The 17593-nt window shown below is 69.2% G+C and carries 4 protein-coding genes (1 of these 4 cut by a window edge); all 4 read right to left on the reverse strand.

Annotation, left to right across the window (positions count from 1 at the left end; all coding sequences use genetic code 11):
* Tightly spaced (each overlapping or abutting the next), the 4 genes in view from WC815_18115 to WC815_18130 form a layout consistent with a single transcriptional unit that may run on beyond the window.
* Window positions 1-4524 carry an amino acid adenylation domain-containing protein gene (locus WC815_18115; protein MFA5910700.1) on the reverse strand — a complete coding sequence of 1508 codons (4524 nt, stop codon included), beginning with the start codon at window positions 4522-4524 and terminating at the stop codon, window positions 1-3.
* Window positions 4521-6527 carry a carbamoyltransferase C-terminal domain-containing protein gene (locus tag WC815_18120; protein MFA5910701.1) on the reverse strand — a complete coding sequence of 669 codons (2007 nt, stop codon included), beginning with the start codon at window positions 6525-6527 and terminating at the stop codon, window positions 4521-4523. The genes WC815_18115 and WC815_18120 overlap by 4 nt, the downstream gene beginning before the upstream one ends.
* Window positions 6524-9727 (reverse strand): amino acid adenylation domain-containing protein, encoded by a 3204-nt coding sequence (locus tag WC815_18125; protein ID MFA5910702.1) that lies wholly within the window; start codon window positions 9725-9727, stop codon window positions 6524-6526. The genes WC815_18120 and WC815_18125 overlap by 4 nt, the downstream gene beginning before the upstream one ends.
* A protein-coding gene (locus WC815_18130) for an amino acid adenylation domain-containing protein (protein ID MFA5910703.1) crosses the window boundary here: on the reverse strand, window positions 9717-17593 show its 3' portion. The gene runs 1255 nt beyond the window's last position; the window shows 7877 of its 9132 coding nt (coding positions 1256-9132); its start codon lies off the right edge, out of view; its stop codon occupies window positions 9717-9719. Before WC815_18130 ends, WC815_18125 begins: the two co-directional genes overlap by 11 nt.

The following is a 17593-nucleotide window of genomic DNA, read 5'->3' on the forward strand; positions in this document are numbered from 1 at the left end:
TCACGGTTCGGTAGCGCCGGCGTCCGACAGCAGCCGGCTCACTTCCTCGTCCGACATCCCAGCAAGAGCTTCGAGCAGTTCCGGGTCGACATCGGCAGCCTTCGCCGACACTACCTGGTCGATGTGGCTGCCGATGGCGGCAATCGTCGGCGCCTCGAACACCGCCCGCAGCGGCAGCTCGATGTTGAACGCGGCGCGGATCCTCGCCACCACCCTGGCGGCGAGCAGTGAGTGGCCGCCAATCGCGAAGAAACTCTCCTCGCGCCCGAACGAGGGGCGCTCGAGCACCTCTCGCCAGATCGCGGCAATGCGGCGTTCGGTCTCCGTGCGCGGCGGCGTCGACACGTCGGGGCCGTCGGGCCGCTTCAGCCGCGAGAGCGCGTCCCGATCCACCTTGCCGTTCGGACTGAGCGGCCAGGCCTCGACCGCCACCACCACCGGCGGGATCATGTAATCAGGCAAGCGGCGTCCGACCCGCGCGCGCACGTCAGCCGCCGACGGCGACGCGCCGACGGTCTTCACGTAGGCGACCAGCGTGTCGGCAATCGCCAGCACCACCCATTCGGCGAGGCCCGTCGTCTCGGCCAGCGCGACTTCGATCTCACCGAGCTCGATGCGCAGCCCGCGGATCTTCACCTGCGAATCGCGGCGGCCAATGAACACCGGCACGCCGTCCTCCAGCCGATAGACCAAATCACCCGTGCGGTACATCGTCCCCAACCCACCGGGGGCAGGCACGAACCGCTCGGCGGTCATCTCCGGCTTCTGCCAGTATCCGGATCCAACGCAGACGCCCGAGATGCAAAGCTCGCCCACGCCGTACGGCGGCGACGGCCGTCCCAGTTCGTCGAGCACGTGCAGGCGAACGTTGTCCACCGGTGCGCCGAGCGGCACTTCGCGATCCAGGTAGCGCAGCGGCTCCGTCAGCCGGAAGTACGAAACGACGTCGGTGCACTCGGTCGGACCGTAGGTGTTGACGACTTCTGCCCGGCAGTGCGGGTTGCGAAGCCAGGGTTCGAGCGCGCTGACGCGAATGGGCTCGCCGCCCAGGAAGACATAGCGAAGCGAAGCCAGGTCGGCATGACGCGCCGGGTTGTCGAGCAAGCTGTAGAAGGCGCCGGGGGCGCAATTGATCACCGTCGCGCCGGTGGCGCCGACGGTATCGACGATGCGCGCGGGATCGAACTCGGTGCCTTCGGGCAACACAATCGTCGCGCCGGTCACGAGCGCGGCGTAGAAGTTCTTCTGGGTCAGGTCGAAACCGAAGGCGCTGATGATCAGGAACTTGTCGCCTGGGCCGATGCCGAACTCGCGGACATACCAGCTCACCAGGTTCCACTCGCCCAGGTCGTGAACGGCGGCGCCTTTTGGCAGACCGGTGGAGCCTGAGGTGTAGAGCACGTAGAAGGTGCTCGCCGGTCCGCGCGGGTGCGCGGGTGCGTTAACGGCCGGCGCCACCAGCGCGTCTTCCCGATCGAGCGCCAGCAGGCGGCAGTCGAGGCCGGCGAAGCGCTCCAGCAGGCAGGCCTGCGTCAGGATGACGCGGCACTTCGCGTCGCTCGCCATGTGCCGCAGGCGGCCATCCGGATACGCGGCGTCCATCGGCACGTACGCGGCACCCGTCTGCAGCACCGCCAGCATCGCCACCAGCATGCGCGGCGACCGCTCGAGGCACACACCGACCAGGTCGCCGGCGCCGATGCCGTCGGCTCGCAACACCTGCGCAATGCGCGTTGCCTCCGCCAGCAGATCCTGGTAACTGAGAACGCTCTCGCCCTGAATGACCGCCGGTGCGTGAGGCGTGCGCGCGGCCTGGCGCGCAATCTCTTCAGGAATGGAGTGGTACTCGAGCGGCCGGATCGCCTCGGTGAGGCTTGGCTCATCCGCGAGTTGCATTGAAAGATCGGCGACGCGCTCGACACCGGCGATTAACTGGCGGACGACGCCTTCCACGCGTTCGAGAAAGCGACGCTCGGCGAAGATGCCGGGATCGTAGGTGACGCTCATCCCCACCCGGTCGCCGACCACGCTGATCTCGAACTGGACGAAGCCCTCGGCGTAGGGCGTGAAGCGCGTCACGTCGGCGACCTCGTTGCCCACCGGCACCGTCAACTTCGCCGTGATGTAGTTGAAGAGCAGCGACACTCGTCCGGCCGGCGCCAGGCGGCGCTGCTCGAAGATGGAGATGCCCGAATACTCGGACGCGTTCTTCTGCGCGGCACGCGCGTGTTCGAACAGGTCCGCCGTGACGCCGTCCAGGCCGAGGAGCGTCCGGGGCACCACGAACGGCAGTCCCTCGTAGTAGCACCCCAGCGCGGCGGCGTGGCCTGGCGGGCGGCCGCCGAGGAATTCCTGGATCAACAGATCGCCGTCGGCGCGGCCATGCCCGTCGGCCACGATTGCGAACGCGCACTTCATCAGGATCTGCGGCGTGATCCGGCGCTGGCGGCAGAAGCGGCGCGCGTCGTTCCACAGGTCGGCCGGCATCGGCAACTCACGCGTCACCGCCACGCCCGGGCGCCCTTCGGCCGGGCAGATCAGCGGCGTGACTTCGGCGAGCGCCGCGCGCCACCAGGCGAGCACGCGGGCCGTGTCGGTTTCAGCACGCTGCCGCGGCAGGAACTCATGGAACAGCGCGGGGGGCAGCGGCTCCGGCACCAGATCGCCGCCAATGCGGCGCGTGTATTCGGCCGCAACCCAGGCGGCCGCCTGGCTCGTGGCGATGCCATCCAGGAGCATGTGATGGTTGGCGAAGCCGGCGAGGCACTGGCCTCCCGCCACCCTGATCAGGAAGTGCCGGACCAGCCGTCCGTGCGGGTCGTACGGCCGGTGAATGTTCGCCGCGATGGCCTGGCGAATGTCGGGCGCGGTCGCGGCGCGCGGCAGGTCCACGAGCTCGAGCTCGGCGCGGTCGCGCCGCAGCACGCACTGGTAGGCCTGCTCCAGGTAGGGCGCGCTGGACGCGCGCATGCGCGTGCGCATGATCGGCTGCGTGTCGGTCAGCGCCTGCGCGGCCTCGCGCCACAGCTCCGGGTCGATCGGCTCGCTCACCGCGAACGCCAGGCCGACCGCGTTCTGCGTGCTGGCCGGGTTGGCCAGCGTGTCCATGTAGATGTCGCGCTGCATCGGGCCAAGCGGCAGCACCTGTTCGTACTGCTCGGTGGGGAGCTCGAGCGCCTCGAACAGCTCCGCTGGCGTGACCAGCGGCAGCGACGACAGCGGCGCCTCGGGCGACGCGCACATCCCCTCGAGCATGCGCTCGAGGTGCAGCATCATTCGCGCGATGGTGGCCTGGTCGAACAGGTCGCTGTTGTAGATCATGTTGCCCGGCAGCCCCTCGGGGTTCTCGGTCAGCAGCAGCATCAGGTCGTAGCGCGTGTGCATGCACTCGACCTGGATGCCCTCGACGTCCAGCCCGGGCAGCGCCTCGGCGCCGCTCGCGAAGTTCTGCAACGCGAAGGTGGCCTGCACCAGCGGCTCGTAGGCGGAGTCGCGGTCGAACGACAGCGACTCCATCAGCCCGTCGAGCGAGTAGTCCTGGTTCGAGAACGCGTCGAGCACGGTCCGCCTGGCGTCGGCAACCAGGTCGCGGACGCTGGCCGACGGATCGAGCCGGAACCGGATCACCAGCGCGTTGACGAAGAACCCGATCAACGGCTCGAGCTCGGCCTGCGTGCGCCCCGCCGCCGGAATGCCCACCAGCAGATCGTGCTGCCCGCTGTAACGCGCCAGCAGCGCGGCGTAGGCGCTGATGCAACTCATGAACAGCGTGACGCCGGTCTCCTTGCAGAAGGCGCGCAGTTGATCGACCACGCGCTCGGGGAGGCGGAACTCGTAGGCGCCGGCGTTGAAGGTCTGGGACGACGGGCGCGGCCGATCGGTCGGCAGCCGCAGGATGCCGCGATGGCCGCGCAACTGTTCGAGCCAGTAGCGCCGCTGGCCGTCGAGCTCGCCGTTGAGCATGCGCGTGCGATGCCAGTGCGCGTAGTCGGCGTACTGAATCGTCAGGACGGGCAACCGCGCCTCCCGGTGCTCGCGCCCGGCCGTCCACAGCTCGGCGAAGTCGCGGCACAGCACGCCGATCGACCAGCCATCGGAGATGGCGTGGTGCATGCCGAGCATCAGGACGTGATCGTCGTCGGCCAGGCGCCACAGCGCCGGGCGGAATAGAGGGCCGGCCGCCAGATCGAACGGGTGCGCGGCGGCCGCCCGCAATTCCCGCAGCAGTGCCGCGCCGCGCACGTCCGGACCGAGCGCGCTCAGATCGCTGACCGGCAGCGCCACCGGCCGCGCCGGATGGATGACCTGCACCGGCTCGCCGTCCACACTCGTGAGCGTGGTGCGCAACACTTCATGGCGTTCCACGAGCGCGGTCAGGATCCGCTCAATCGCCGCCGCCTCGAGCCGGCCGTGGAGCCGGAACGCCGCCGGAATGTTGAACATCGTCGTGCCCGGATCCATCTGGTCCAGGAACCACAGGCGCTGCTGCGCCGGCGACATCGGCAGCACGAACACGTCGCTCACGCCGCCGGCCCTCCGGGCGACACCAGCACGTAGCGATCGCTCCACAACGCGAACAGCTCGGTCATGAGCGTCGCATCGCCGGCGCTGGCGCCACAACGCGGCAGTACCTCGGCGAGCGTGGTCGTTGAATCGGCCGCCTCGACCACGCGGTAGGCCGCTTCCGAAATCGCCAGGGATCGGGTGCTGTCGTAGTTCCGCACGAGCGCGAATCGCGTCTCGCGCGCGCCATGCTCATCGACCGCATGCGTTGCCGTCAGCCGGCTGCAGGGCGACAGCCAGAGGCGGCAGCCCTCGAGCAGCGCGGGGCCCAATTCGGGCCGCTTCCAGGCGAGGTAGTCGCCGATCACCAGGTAGTTCAAACCCGAAGTCAGGAAGCAGGTGACGGCCTCTTCCGCGGTGTTCACGATCGGCTCAACGTTGTTGTTGAACGAGGTGTTTAGCAGCATCGGCACGCCGGTCTGCTTGCCGAACGCCTCGATCAGCGCGTAGTAGCGCGGATTGGTGTCGCGGCTGACGGTTTGCAGCCGGGCGCTGCCGTCAACGTGCGTGATCGCGCCGAGGGTCTCCCGCCACTGCTCGCGCACCTGCAGTACGCTGGACATGAACGGGAACTGCGACTGATCCTCGGGGATCTCGAAGAAGTCGCCGGCGCGTTCCGCCAGCACCGACGGCGCGAACGGACGATAGCCCTCGCGCTTCTTGATCATCGCGTTGATGGTGTCTTTGTGCGCGGCCAGGCGCGGGTCGGCAATGATGCTGCGGTTGCCGAGCGCGCGCGGGCCGAACTCGGTGCGCCCCTGGACCCAACCGGCGACGGCGCCGTCAGCAAGCAGCGCCGCCGTCTCGGCAAACGGATCCGCCATCCGCCGGGACTCGAGGAACGGCGACCACGCCTCGAGCGTGGCGGCAATGCTCTCGCTCGATCCGGCGTCGGTGCCCCAGAAGGTATGCGCCAGCCGCGTCTTCGGCAGCGACGGCGTCATCTCGTGCGCCACCGCCAGCGCGCACCCAATCGCACAGCCGGCATCGTCGGCCGCCGGCTGCACGAAGATGTCGCGGAACAGCCCGCTGCGCCACAACTTCCCCACCATGCTGCTGTTCTGCGCCACGCCGCCGGCCAGCGCCAGGTTGTCGTGGCCGGTCACGTCCTGGTGATGGCGCAGGATGTGAAAGACGATCGCCTCGAGCGACTCCTGCAGGGCGGCGGCGATGTCCTTGTGGAGCTGGGTGAACGGCTCGCCACGGCGCCGGGGCGGCAGCGTCCGGTGAAGGTTCAAGACGCGCTCGTTGTAGATGACGTAGTCGCCGTTCGGCAGCAGCGCGTAGAACTCGTTGAACACGCCGCGGAAGCGGCCGGGGTCGCCGTAGGGCGCGAGGCCCATCACCTTGTACTCGTCGTAAATCCGGTAGCCGAGAAACCCGATCGCCCGCGTGTAGTAATTGCCGAGGCTGTAGTGCTGCGGCTTCGCCGCCAGCACGTTCAGCGCCTTGCCGCGGCCGTCGAGCACCATGGTCGAGACGCTCTCGCCGACGCCGTCCATCGACAGCACCAGCGCATCCTCGTGCCCGCACACCGCGAAGGCGCTGACGGCGTGCGCCATGTGGTGGCTGATGAAGCGGAAGCGATCGGCCTCGGGACGATGACCGAAGTCGCGCTCGAAGACGTCCTGCAGAATGGCCCGCGTGCCCGTGAACGGGCCCAGGTGCGGATGGTCGAGGTGATAGCGCAGGAAGAACTCGTCGAGAAACGGCTCGGTCGCGTAGTAGCCGAAGTAGTCAACGTCGTCGAGCCCGAGGCCCGCCTGCTCCAGGCAGAAGCGGACCGCGTTGGCCGGCGCCTTGTTGGTGTGCTTGATGCGGTTGAGGCGCTCTTCCTCGATCGCCGCCGTGATGACGCCGTCCTGGACCAGCACCGCGGCGGCGTCGTGCGCGAAGTCGATTGGAAAGCCGTAGTGCGACTCGTGCACGCGGTCGAAGCCGCCGGTGAATCCCAGGATGTTCATCGCTTGTGCGCTTCCCGCTGAACGCGTGTGATGCCGGCTGGGGCAGGCGCGGCGCCCGCCTGGAGGCCTGCCACCAGCGCGGCCAGCGCCTCGAGCGTGGTGCACTCGAAGAACGACGCGATTGGCACGTCCACCTTGAGCTCGGCGCGAATGCGCGAAATGGCCGTGCTCGCGGTCAGCGAATGACCACCCAACTCGAAGAAGTTATCGTGCCGCCCGACACCGCTGGCGCCAAGGGTCGTTTCCCAGATGCCCGCCACCTTCTTCTCGATCTCGGTGGCCGGCGCGACGAAGGTCTTGCCGAAACCCATGCCCGAGCGCATCGGCGCCGGCAGCGCCTTGCGATCGATCTTGCCGTTGGCGTTCAGCGGCAGCCGCTCGAGCACCATGAACACGGACGGGATCATGTAGCCGGGCAACCGCGGACGCAGGTGATTGCGCACCTCGAGTTCGATTGTGCGCGCCGGCGGCGTCGGGAATGCCAGGTAGGCAATCAGCCGCTTGTCGCCGGTCGCTTCGTCCTGGTGCAGCAGCACCAGGGCGTCGTCCAGGCCGGGGAAGGTACGCAGAGCCGACTCGATCTCGCCGGGCTCGATGCGGAAACCGCGCAGCTTGACCTGCCCGTCGCGCCGGCCGAGGAACTCGATGTCGCCATCGGCATTGCGCCGGACGATGTCGCCGGTGCGATAGAGCGTGCCACCGGCGGCACCGAAGGGATCGGGCACGAACGCGGCCGCGGTCAGCTCCGGACGGTTGTGATAGCCGAGGGCAACGCCGTCGCCGCCAATCAGCAGCTCGCCGGCGGCGCCGGTCGGCTGCAGCAGCATGGCGCGATCGACCACGTAGGCCGTGGTGTTGGCGATCGGCCGTCCAATCGGGATGATGGTCGCATCGTCACCGACCTGCTTGATGTGGTGCCAGGTGGCGAAGGTGCAGGTCTCCGTCGGACCGTAGCCGTTCAGCAACCGCGGCGGTGCGCCCCTGGCCAGCACGCGTTTGACCCAGCGGGGTTCGACCTTGTCGCCGCCAACCAGCACGGTGGTGACCGTGGCCAGACCATCCGGGGCCTCGCGCGCCATCTGATTGAAGAGGGCAGAGGTCAGGAACATCGCGGTGATGCCCCGCGACCGGAGTTCCCGCGCCAGCACCTGCGGGGTTAACGCCGTGTCGCGGCCCAGCACGTGCAGCTCGCCACCATTCAGCAAGGCGCCCCAGACCTCGAACGTCACAGCATCGAACGCCACGTTCGAGATGTGCGCAACCTTGTCGTTCGGGCCCAACACGACGTAGTCGGAATTGATCACCAGGCGCAGGATGGCGCGGTGAGGGACGCGAACGGCCTTCGGGATCCCGGTTGAACCGGACGTGTCGAACAGGACCACTTCGTCCGTCGCCACGGTGGCGGCGGCGGGCGGCGGCGTGGATGGGCACGCCACGATCTGCGACGCCTGCGCGTCGGGCGCGATGCGCGTGATGCCGGGCAGGCGCACGTCAGACGCGGCCATGGCCACTAACGCACGAACACCGGCATCCTTCACGACAAAGGCGGTGCGGTCGAGCGGCGCCGCGGGATCCAACGGCACGACGGAGGCGCCAAGCTTGATGATGGCGAGCAGGGCTTCGACCAGCACCGGCGACCGCTCGAGCAGCACCGCGACCCGGTCGCCGGCGACCACGCCGTTGGCCGCCAGGTGATGGGCCAAGCGGTTCGACCGCTGATCGAGCTCGTCGTATGTCAGCGTCACGCCCTCGGCGCTGATCGCTGTCCCTGGGCCGTTGCGCGTGACCGACTCGGCGAACTGCTTCGCCAACGTGCTGGTGGACGGATACGGGCGCGCGGTCGCGTTGAGCCCGTGCACCAGCTGATCGCGCTCGGCAGCGTCCAGCATGTTCACGCGCGCGATCGGCGATGTTGGCTGACGCGCCGCCTCGCTCAGGAAGCGACCGAGGTGGCCGGCGAGCGCGGTGACCTGTTGCAAGGTGTAGGCGCCGGCGTTGTACTGAAACTCGATCCGCAACGTGTCGCCCGGCTCGACGATCACGACCAGGTCGTAATTGGTCGGCTCGCTGGACTCGACCACGCGCGCGGCCAGCCCCGTGGAGCCGGCGCCAATCTGCGACGCGGGGTAGTTCTCGAAGACGACCAGGTGCCTGATCAGCCCTGCGCGCAGCTCCGAGAGGTTCTGGATCTCGGCCAGCCTCGAGGCGTGGTGCGGTTGCGAATCAATGGCCTGTCGCTGCACTCGCGTGACCAGGTCCGCGAAGGTGTCGTGGTCGCCGTAGGTGACGCGCACCGGAATGGTGTTGATCAGCAGGCCGGCGATACGCTCGATGTCGGGCACTTCGGGTGAGCGGCCCGACACGACGGCGCCGAACACCACGTCGCGCGCGTCGCCGTAGCGCCCGAGCACCACGCCCCAGGCGGCCTGGACCACGCTGCTCAGCGTCGCGTCCTGGGCGGTAGCCAGCGCCTGAAGCTCGCGCTGGGTGGTGGCGTCGAGCCGAAAGTCCACGCGCTGTAACTCGCAAGGTCCGGCGCCGGCTGCCGCGAGCGGCGCGATCTCCGCGCTGGCGTCATACCCATCGAGCAGTCGCTGCCAATACGACAACGAAGCCTGGCGATCGCGAGACTTGAGCCACTCCACGTACGGGGCGTACGAGGGCACCGGCGGCAGCTCGGGCGCGGAGCCGGTGAGCGCGGCGGCATACAGTGACAGCAGATCGCGCAAGACGAGGTGCGTGCTCCAGCCATCGAACAAGATGTGATGCCACGTCAGGATGACGTCGTGCTCGGTCGCGTCTACCTGGAGAACGCGGACGCGCAGCATCGGGCCACGCGCCAGGTCGAAGCCGCAGGACTGCTCGGCGGCTCGCGCCTCGACCGCGCGCGCCTCGCGTGCCTGCGCCGGCAGGGCCAACAGTGACTCGAACGTGAAGTCGGCTCGCCGCTCCTTCAGGATCATCTGCAACGGCTCACGGCTCTTCTCGTGCGTGAACACGGAGCGCAGCGCGTCGTGCCGCGCGTGAAGGGCATCCCACGCCGCCTGGTACTTGGCCACGTCAAAACCGCCGCTCACTCGCCACACGACTTGCTCGGTGTAGGCCGGGCTGTCCGGCTCGTGCCGGGCGTGGAACAGCATCCCCTCCTGCATGGGCGTGAGGGGGTACAGGTCTTTCAAGTCTTCCCGTCTAATCGTCATCGAAAAGATCGTCCAGTTCGTCCAGGGTCATGCCCTTGTGCGTGAGGTCGGCAGGGGTCAATTCCGTGGCCTCACGAGTGATGCAGTGTTCGACCACGCGGCGCAACTCCTCGTCCAGGGCATTGCGGAGCTCGCGCACCCGCGATCGCGCGAGGCGCGTGGCCGCGAAAATCAGTGACAGCCGCAGGCGATCCGCCACGACGATGGCGGCAATCTCCAGCGCGAACGGGCGGGGTCCAGCCGGGCTTGCCGATGGCGCAATCGGATCGTCGCACAACGCGAAGCTGCCCGCTGAATCGACCGTCCGGAACTCGCCCAGGTAATTGAACGAGACGCGGGGACGCGCGTGCAACCGCGCCGCGGCCGGCGCCTGCGACAGGTATCGCAGAATGCCATAGCCGGTGCCGCCGTTGGGCACCTGGCGGAGATCCTCCTTGAGCTGGCGGATGCGGCGGCCGACCGGCTGATCCTCGAGATCGAGCATGAACGGATACAGCGCCGTGAACCACCCCGCCGTCCGGCTGACATCCACACCGGGGACGCCGTCGCGGCCGTGTCCCTCGAGGGCAATCTGCACGCGCCGCCCGCCGGTCCAGCGGCCGAGCGCTCTCGCCGCCGCGGTCAACAGCAGCTCGCCGGCATTGGTTTGGTAAGCGGCCGGCGCGCGACGCAACAAGTCGGCGGTCTCAGGCGCGGTCCACTCGATCGACTCTTCCACCGCGTCGGCGTAGTGGCCCGCTTCGCCAATGGCCGCCGCCACCGCGCCATCGTCCTCGTCCATCGCCTGCCAGTACGGAAGCTCCGCCAGCACTCGGGAGTCGGAGGCCGATGCGTGGAGCGCGGCCGACCACGCCGCCAACGAATCGGTGGCCTCCATCACGGGCTCGCCGGCGAGCGCGGCCGCCAGGTCTTCGAGCACGATTTGCCAGGTGACGCCGTCAACGACCAGGTGGTGCGCCACCAGCAACAGGCGATCCGCGTCAGGCAGGCGGAAGAGGGTCGCGCGGACCAGCGGGCCCGCGCTCAAACTGAAGCCGGTCTGCTCACGGGCCGACAGCCGCTGCATCGCCTCCAGCGCCTCGGGCTCCCGCCGGAGATCCTCGACAGTGAACGCCACCGCCTCACCAGCGGGCGCGATGGTGGCGCTCCAACCATCGGCGGTCTGCTCGAACCGCTGGCGAAGCGCGCCGTGCGTGTCCTGGAGGTGCTGCAGCGCCTGCCGCAGCCGGGCGACGTCGGTCTCGCGGTCAAACCGCAGCAGCACGGCGTGGTTGTAGTGGGCGGATTCGACCTGATGCTCCTCGAAGAACCGGCGCTGGATCGGCGTCAGCGCGAACGCGCCGCCGGCCGTCGCCACCTGGGTCGTCCGGCGCTCCTGCAGCCGCGGCGCCAGCTCGGCCACCGTCGGATAGCGGAACAGATCCTTCAGATCGACCGTCAGCCCCCGCGCCCGCAGCCGCGCCAGGATCTGGATCGACTTGATCGAATCGCCGCCAAGGCTGATGAACCGATCGTGGCGGCCGACGCGGTCCACGCCGATGACCTCGGCCCAGATGCCCGCCAGCAACTCTTCGCGCTCGCTCGCGGGAGCCTCGAAGACGGGACCCGACGCGGCGGCCTGCCGCGTGCGCAGCGCGCGAACGGCGGCGACGTCGAGCTTGCCGTGGGCCGTCAGGGGAAGCGCATCACAGACCACGATGCCGCCGGGCACGAGGTAGTCGGGCAGCCGCTCGCCGAGCGCGGCGCGCACCGCCTCGGCGTTGACGTTTCCGGTGACGCACGCCGTCAGCTCGTTGCCGGCCGCGCCCTGCTCCACGATCACCGCCGCCTGCGTCACACCGGCAACCGCGCGGAGCGCGCGCTCGACTTCCGCCGGCTCGATACGATGCCCGCGAATCTTGACCTGGTGGTCGTTGCGGCCAACGAAGTTCAGCGCGCCCGACTCGTCGCGGAACGCCAGGTCGCCGCTGCGATAGAGCCGCCCCGAGCCGGCGAACGTGTCCGGGATGAAGCGCGCGGCGGTGAGTTCCGGACGATCGAGATAGCCGAGGCACACGCCGCTGCCGCCCACGAGCATTTCACCGGGGGCGCCCAGCGGTTGCGGGTTCAGGTGACGATCGCAGACGTAGACGGTGGTCTCCGGCAGCGGCCGCCCGACCGGGCTGCGCCCGCCCGGCGACCGAATCTGCTCGCTCGTCAGCCGGCAGTAAGTGACGTGCACGGTGGTCTCGGTGATGCCGTACATGTTCACCAGCGCCACGGTCTCGGCCGGATAGTGGCGCACCCACGGCTGCAGCCTGGCCGTGTCGAGTCGATCGCCGCCGAAGATCACGTAGCGCAGGTGGCTGCCGAGCGTGTGGCCGGGCCGCGCCTCTTCGACCGCCACCAGGTTGTAGAACGCCAGCGGCGTCTGGTTCAGCACCGTGACCCGGTGCGTCGCGATGAGATCGCGGAACAGCGGCACATCCTGCACGACGTCGCGGGCCGGCATCACCAGGCGGCCGCCGTGCAGCAGCGCGCCGTACATCTCCCACACCGAGAAGTCGAAGCTCAGCGCATGCGCCATCACCCACACGTCGGCGGGGCCGAACGTGAAGTCGAAGCGATCGTTGACGACCAGCCGCACGACGTTGCGGTGCGTGACCAGGCAGCCCTTGGGCAGGCCGGTGGAGCCGGACGTGTAGATCACATACGCGACATCATCCGGCTTCGAGGCCACCGGCAGGGGCCGCGCGTCGGTGGCGGGAAGCGTGGCGACGTCGATGATGGGACACGCCGCCGACTGGAGCGCGGTCGCGTCTTCGCGAGCGGCGAGCACCGCCTTGACGCCGGCATCGTCGAGGATGAACTGCACCCGCTCCTGTGGATAGCGGGGATCGACCGGCACGTAAGTGCATCCGGCCTTGAGCACTCCGAGCACGGCGACCACCGCCTCAACCGACGGCCGCAGATACACGCCTACCCGGCTGCCGGGCGCCACGTGCAGGTCGTGGTGCAGTGTGGCCGCCACGGCCTGCGCGCGCGACTGCAGCTCGCGGTAGCTGATCCAGCGTTCGGACTGGTGTGGCGCCAGCACGGCGGGCGCGTCGGGCTGACGCGCCGCCTGCGCGTCGAACAGGTCAACGATGGTCGCGGTATCCGGATAGTTCGCGGCGGTGCGATTCGGCTGGGTGACCACCGCGTCGCGCTGCTCCGCCGGCAGGATGTTCATCCGGCACGGACTCCGGTCCGGATGCTCCAAGGCCTCTTCAATCAGGTGACGCAGCTGCGCGCCAATTCTCGTCATCAGCGCTTCGTCGTGCATCGAGCGATCCCATGACAACCGGAACCGCAACGCGTCCGTGCCCGGCAGCACCACCAGGTCGAAGCCGTAGTTGGTGCGGTCGTAACTGACGGCCGACGTGATGTCGAACCCGAGCTCGCGGCGGCCGAAGGCGCGCAAGCCCTCTTCGAGCGGATAGTTCTCGAGCGCGACGACGTGGTTGACCAGCGGCGCCGACGCACCACTGGCGCGCTGCACGTCGACCAGCGGCGCGTGCTGGTGCGCAGTGAGATCGGCGGCGTCGATCAGCAGGCGCTTGACCAACGCCCTGAACGATTCATCCTCGTGGAGCCGCACCCGAACGGGAATGGTGTTGATCAGCAGGCCGACCATCCGCTCCACACCGGGAAGACTCGGCGGGCGGCCCGACACCACGTACCCGAACACCACGTCGTCCGAGTAGGCGTAGCGCGAGAGGATGACGCCCCAGATCGCCTGCACGAAGGCGCTCAACGTGACCGCCTCGGTTCGACAGAAGGCCGCGATGCGCGCCGACGTGTCGGGCGACAGTTCCACCAGCTGCCGGGCGAGTCCGGCCGGCCCCGGCGTCGCGGCACGCGGGATCTCCGCGGTGGTCTCGTAGCCGCCCAGGTATCCCTGCCAGAACGCGGTATCGGTCGCGGCCGGGAGCGCGCGAACGAAATCGCCAAACGCCGGCGCCGGTTCCAGTGCGGGCGCCCGTCCCGCCCGTTTCGCCGCATAGGTTTCGAGAAACTCGAACTGCACGAGCCCCGCCGACCAGCCGTCGAGCACGATGTGGTGGTGGCTCCACACGAGGTCCCACAGGTCCGGTGCCCATCGAATCAGCAGCACGCGGACCAGCGGGTCCGCATCGAGCCTGAACCCGCGGCGCCGATCGGCGTCCTTCTCCTGGCCGAGACGCTCCTCGCGCGAAACCGCCGGTGTGGCCGAGAGATCCTTGACCGTGAGGTCGACCTCGCGATGGCGCAGCACCTGCTGCCGCGGCCGACCGCCCGTGTCGGCCGTGAACACGGTGCGCAGTGCGTCGTGACGCGCAAACAGATCGTTCCAGGATGCGCGCACCAGTTCCGGCCGCAGGTCACCCTCGATACGGAACGACCACTGCTCGAAGTAGGCCTCGGATTCCGGCTCCGACAGGGCATGGAAGTACATGCCTTCCTGCAACGGCGTGAGCGGCCGCGTGTCCTGCACCGCCGAGGCGCCATGGTCGAGCGTGTGGCGAACAATGGCATCGAGTTCGGACTGGACGAGGGCGAAGAAGCGCTCGACGGCCGCTGATTCGTAGCGCGCCGAACTGTAAGCCAGCGCCATCTCCATGCGGCCGCCGACCACCGCGGCGGTGACCTCGAGCGGCCATGGCAGCGCGACGTCGGGTGTCACGGTAGGCGGCGGCGCATCGGGTGCGCGCTCGAACCAGCGTTCGGCGGTCGAATCAAAGCGCCCGAGGTAATTGAACGCCAGCGACGGCAACGGCGACAGGCGGCCGACGGCTTCTCCACCGAGATAGCGCAGCACGGTATAGCCGGCGCCCTTTCGCGGAATCGCGCGCAGCGCGTCCTTCACCACCTCAATCGCGGCGCCTTCGCTGCTGTTGCGGGGCAACGGGATGGTCACGGGGAAGATCGACGTGAACCAGCCGATGGTCCGCGTGGTGTCGATGTCGCCATCGAGCGCTTCGCGGCCGTGTCCTTCCACCGTGAGGCCGCAACGATCGTCGCCCGTCCAACGGCACCACGCGCGGGCCACCGCGGCGATCAGCAGATCGTTGATCTCGGTCGTGTAGGCGGCGTGCGCGTCGGTCAGCAGCGCCCGGGTCTGATCCGGCGACAGCACGGCGCGCAATTCGCGCCGATCTGCCTGCCGATCCGCCTGCCGACGTCCCAGTGCCTCCTGGGCATCGGCCGTCGCCGACCAGTAGTCGCGCTCGCCCGCGAGGCTGGTGCTCACCGCCTGGCGCTGGTGTTCCACCCACGCGGAATACGGTGCCGAACGGGCCGGCAGTGAGGCGGCTTCGTGGCGATCGAGTTGATCGAGCACGGCCTGCAGGTCGTCAAGCAGGATGCGCCACGACACGCCATCGACGATCAGGTGGTGTGCCGTCAGCAACAGCCGCTGGCCGTCTGCCGCGTCATACAGCGCCGCGGACCACAGCGGGGCGCGGTCGAGTGCGAACGATTGTGCGGTGGGCTCGGGCCGCGCCAGGATCCGCGGCGGCACGGCGCCGGGCGCCAGCGTCTCCTGCATCCACTCGCTGTGCTGCCGCACGAAACGCGTGCGCAGCATGCCGTGGTGCGCCATCAGCGCCGCCAGCGCGGCTCCCAAGGTCTCCACGCTCAGCGGCTTCAATGGGCGAAGCAGGATCGCCTGGTTGAAGGTCGCACCCGCGCCGTAGGTATCAAAGAAGAAGCGCTGGGTCGCAGCGAGCGGCGCCACGCCGACGTCCGAGCCCTGGTCGGCGGCCGCGCCGGCCCAGGGCTTGAGGTGGGGCGACAGCTGCTCGATGGTCGGGAACCTGAAGATGTCGCGGATCTCGACCTTCCAGCCGGCGTCGCGCAGCCGCGAAGCGAGCTGCAAGGCCTTGATCGAATCACCGCCGCTGGCGAAGTAGTTGTCGCGCACGCCGGCGCGTTCGAGCTTCAGCGTCCGCGTCCACACCTGCAGCAGCGCTTCTTGCGCGGCGCCGGCCGGGGCGACGTACTCGGCGCCCGAGGGCAGCAGGCGCGCGGTCTCTGGGTTCGGCAGCCGATCGCGCGCCACCTTGCCCGACTCGTTGAGCGGCAGCGCGTCGAGCGGCACGAAGTAGGCCGGGATCATGTAGGCCGGCATGCGGGCGCCGGCGAACTCTCGCAGCTCCGTCACGCTCACCGGTTCGCGGGCCACGACATACGCCGCCATCTCGCGGTAGCCCTTCGAGGTGAGCCGGGCCTGCACCGTGACGTCAGCAATCGCCGGGTGGGCGCGCAGGTGGCTTTCCACCTCGCCCAGCTCGATGCGGTGGCCGAGGATCTTGACCTGGTCGTCGTTGCGGCCGAGGAACTCGATGACGCCCGCCCGCGTGCGGCGGCAGACGTCGCCGGTGCGATAGGCGCGCGCCAGTCCCGCCTCGGGCAGCGCGTGGAAACGGTCGGCCGTGAGCGCGGCGTCGTTGACGTAGCCGCGGCCGACGCACACGCCGGCAATCACCAGCTCGCCCGGCACTCCCGGCGGCACGGTGCGGCCGTGGCGATCGACAATCAGGGCCTGGCAGTTGCGCATGGGCCGGCCGATGGGCACCACCGCGCCATCGAGCGCGTCCGCCGCGGTCACGCGCAGCGCCACCACGTCCACGCAGCATTCCGTCGGGCCGTAGACGTTGGTGACGGCAATGCCGCGACCGGCCGGGTCTCGATAGAGCGTGCGCAGCAGGTCGGCGGGCAGCGGCTCGCCTCCAATCAACAAGTGCCGCAGCGTGGCGCCGCACTGTGCCACCAGCCCGCCGCGCAGCATGAGGCCCAGCAGGCTTGGGGTGCCGTCGCTGACCTGGATGCGCCAGTCGCGGAACAGCCTGCAGAGGCCCTCGCCGTCGCGCCGCAGGTCCTCGGGGACCAGGCACAGCGTGTGGCCGAACAGCAGCGTGGCGAACACCTGCTGCACCGAGGCGTCGAACACCGGGGAGGCCACCAGCGCCACGTTCTGCGCATCGGGCAGGCCGGCGTAGACGAGATCCCGGAGCGCATGCGCGAGGTTCACCACGGAGCGATGCTCGATCATCACGCCCTTGGGACGGCCGGTGGATCCGGAGGTGAAGATGACGTAGGCGAGATCATCCGGCGCGATCGGCCGCGCGCGGGTCACCGGCGCCGGTGGCGCCTCGAACATCGCCGCGGTGATCACAATCGCGGCCACCTCAGTCCCGGCAATCAGCGCGCGCGCCGACGCGGCGGTGGCCTCATCCACGATCAAGAGGCGCACGCCGGCGTGCGCCAGCATGAAGCGCAGGCGCTCCGCCGGATGATCGCTGGAGAGCGGCACGTAGGCGCCGCCCGCCTTGAGCACGCCAAGAATGGCGGCCGGCAGGTTCAGCGATCGGCGCATCAGCACGCCGACCGGGCTTTGCGGCGCGGAGCCGTTCGCCAGCAGCGCGGCGGCAATCGCATCGGCCCGCCGATCGAGCTGCGCGTACGACAGCTCGCCGCCCGCGTCTTTCACCGCCGTGTGCGGTGCGTGCGTGACCGCGGCGGCTTCGAACCAGGCCACCAGGTCCTGCGGGCCCTCGTTGGCCACCACGGCCGGCGCCTCGTCCGCGGACGTCGATCGCATCCGCAGCGACGACACCGGCGTCTCCGGCGCCTCGATGACGTGCTCGAGGAGCTGCAGGTAGTCGTCCCACATCCCGCGCAGCGTCTCTTCGCGGAACAGATCGGTGTTGAACTCGACTTCCGCCGCGATGCCGGCGCCCTCGCGCCGCTCGAGGATGAACGACAGGTCGTTCTTGGCGGCGACCCGGTCCATCGGCATCGGCTCGACCTGCAGGCTCGACACCGCCGCCGCGCCGACCGGGACGTTCTGCAGGCTGAATTGGG

The sequence above is a fragment of the Vicinamibacterales bacterium genome (assembly GCA_041659285.1).
In the GTDB taxonomy this organism is placed as follows: domain Bacteria; phylum Acidobacteriota; class Vicinamibacteria; order Vicinamibacterales; family UBA2999; genus 12-FULL-67-14b.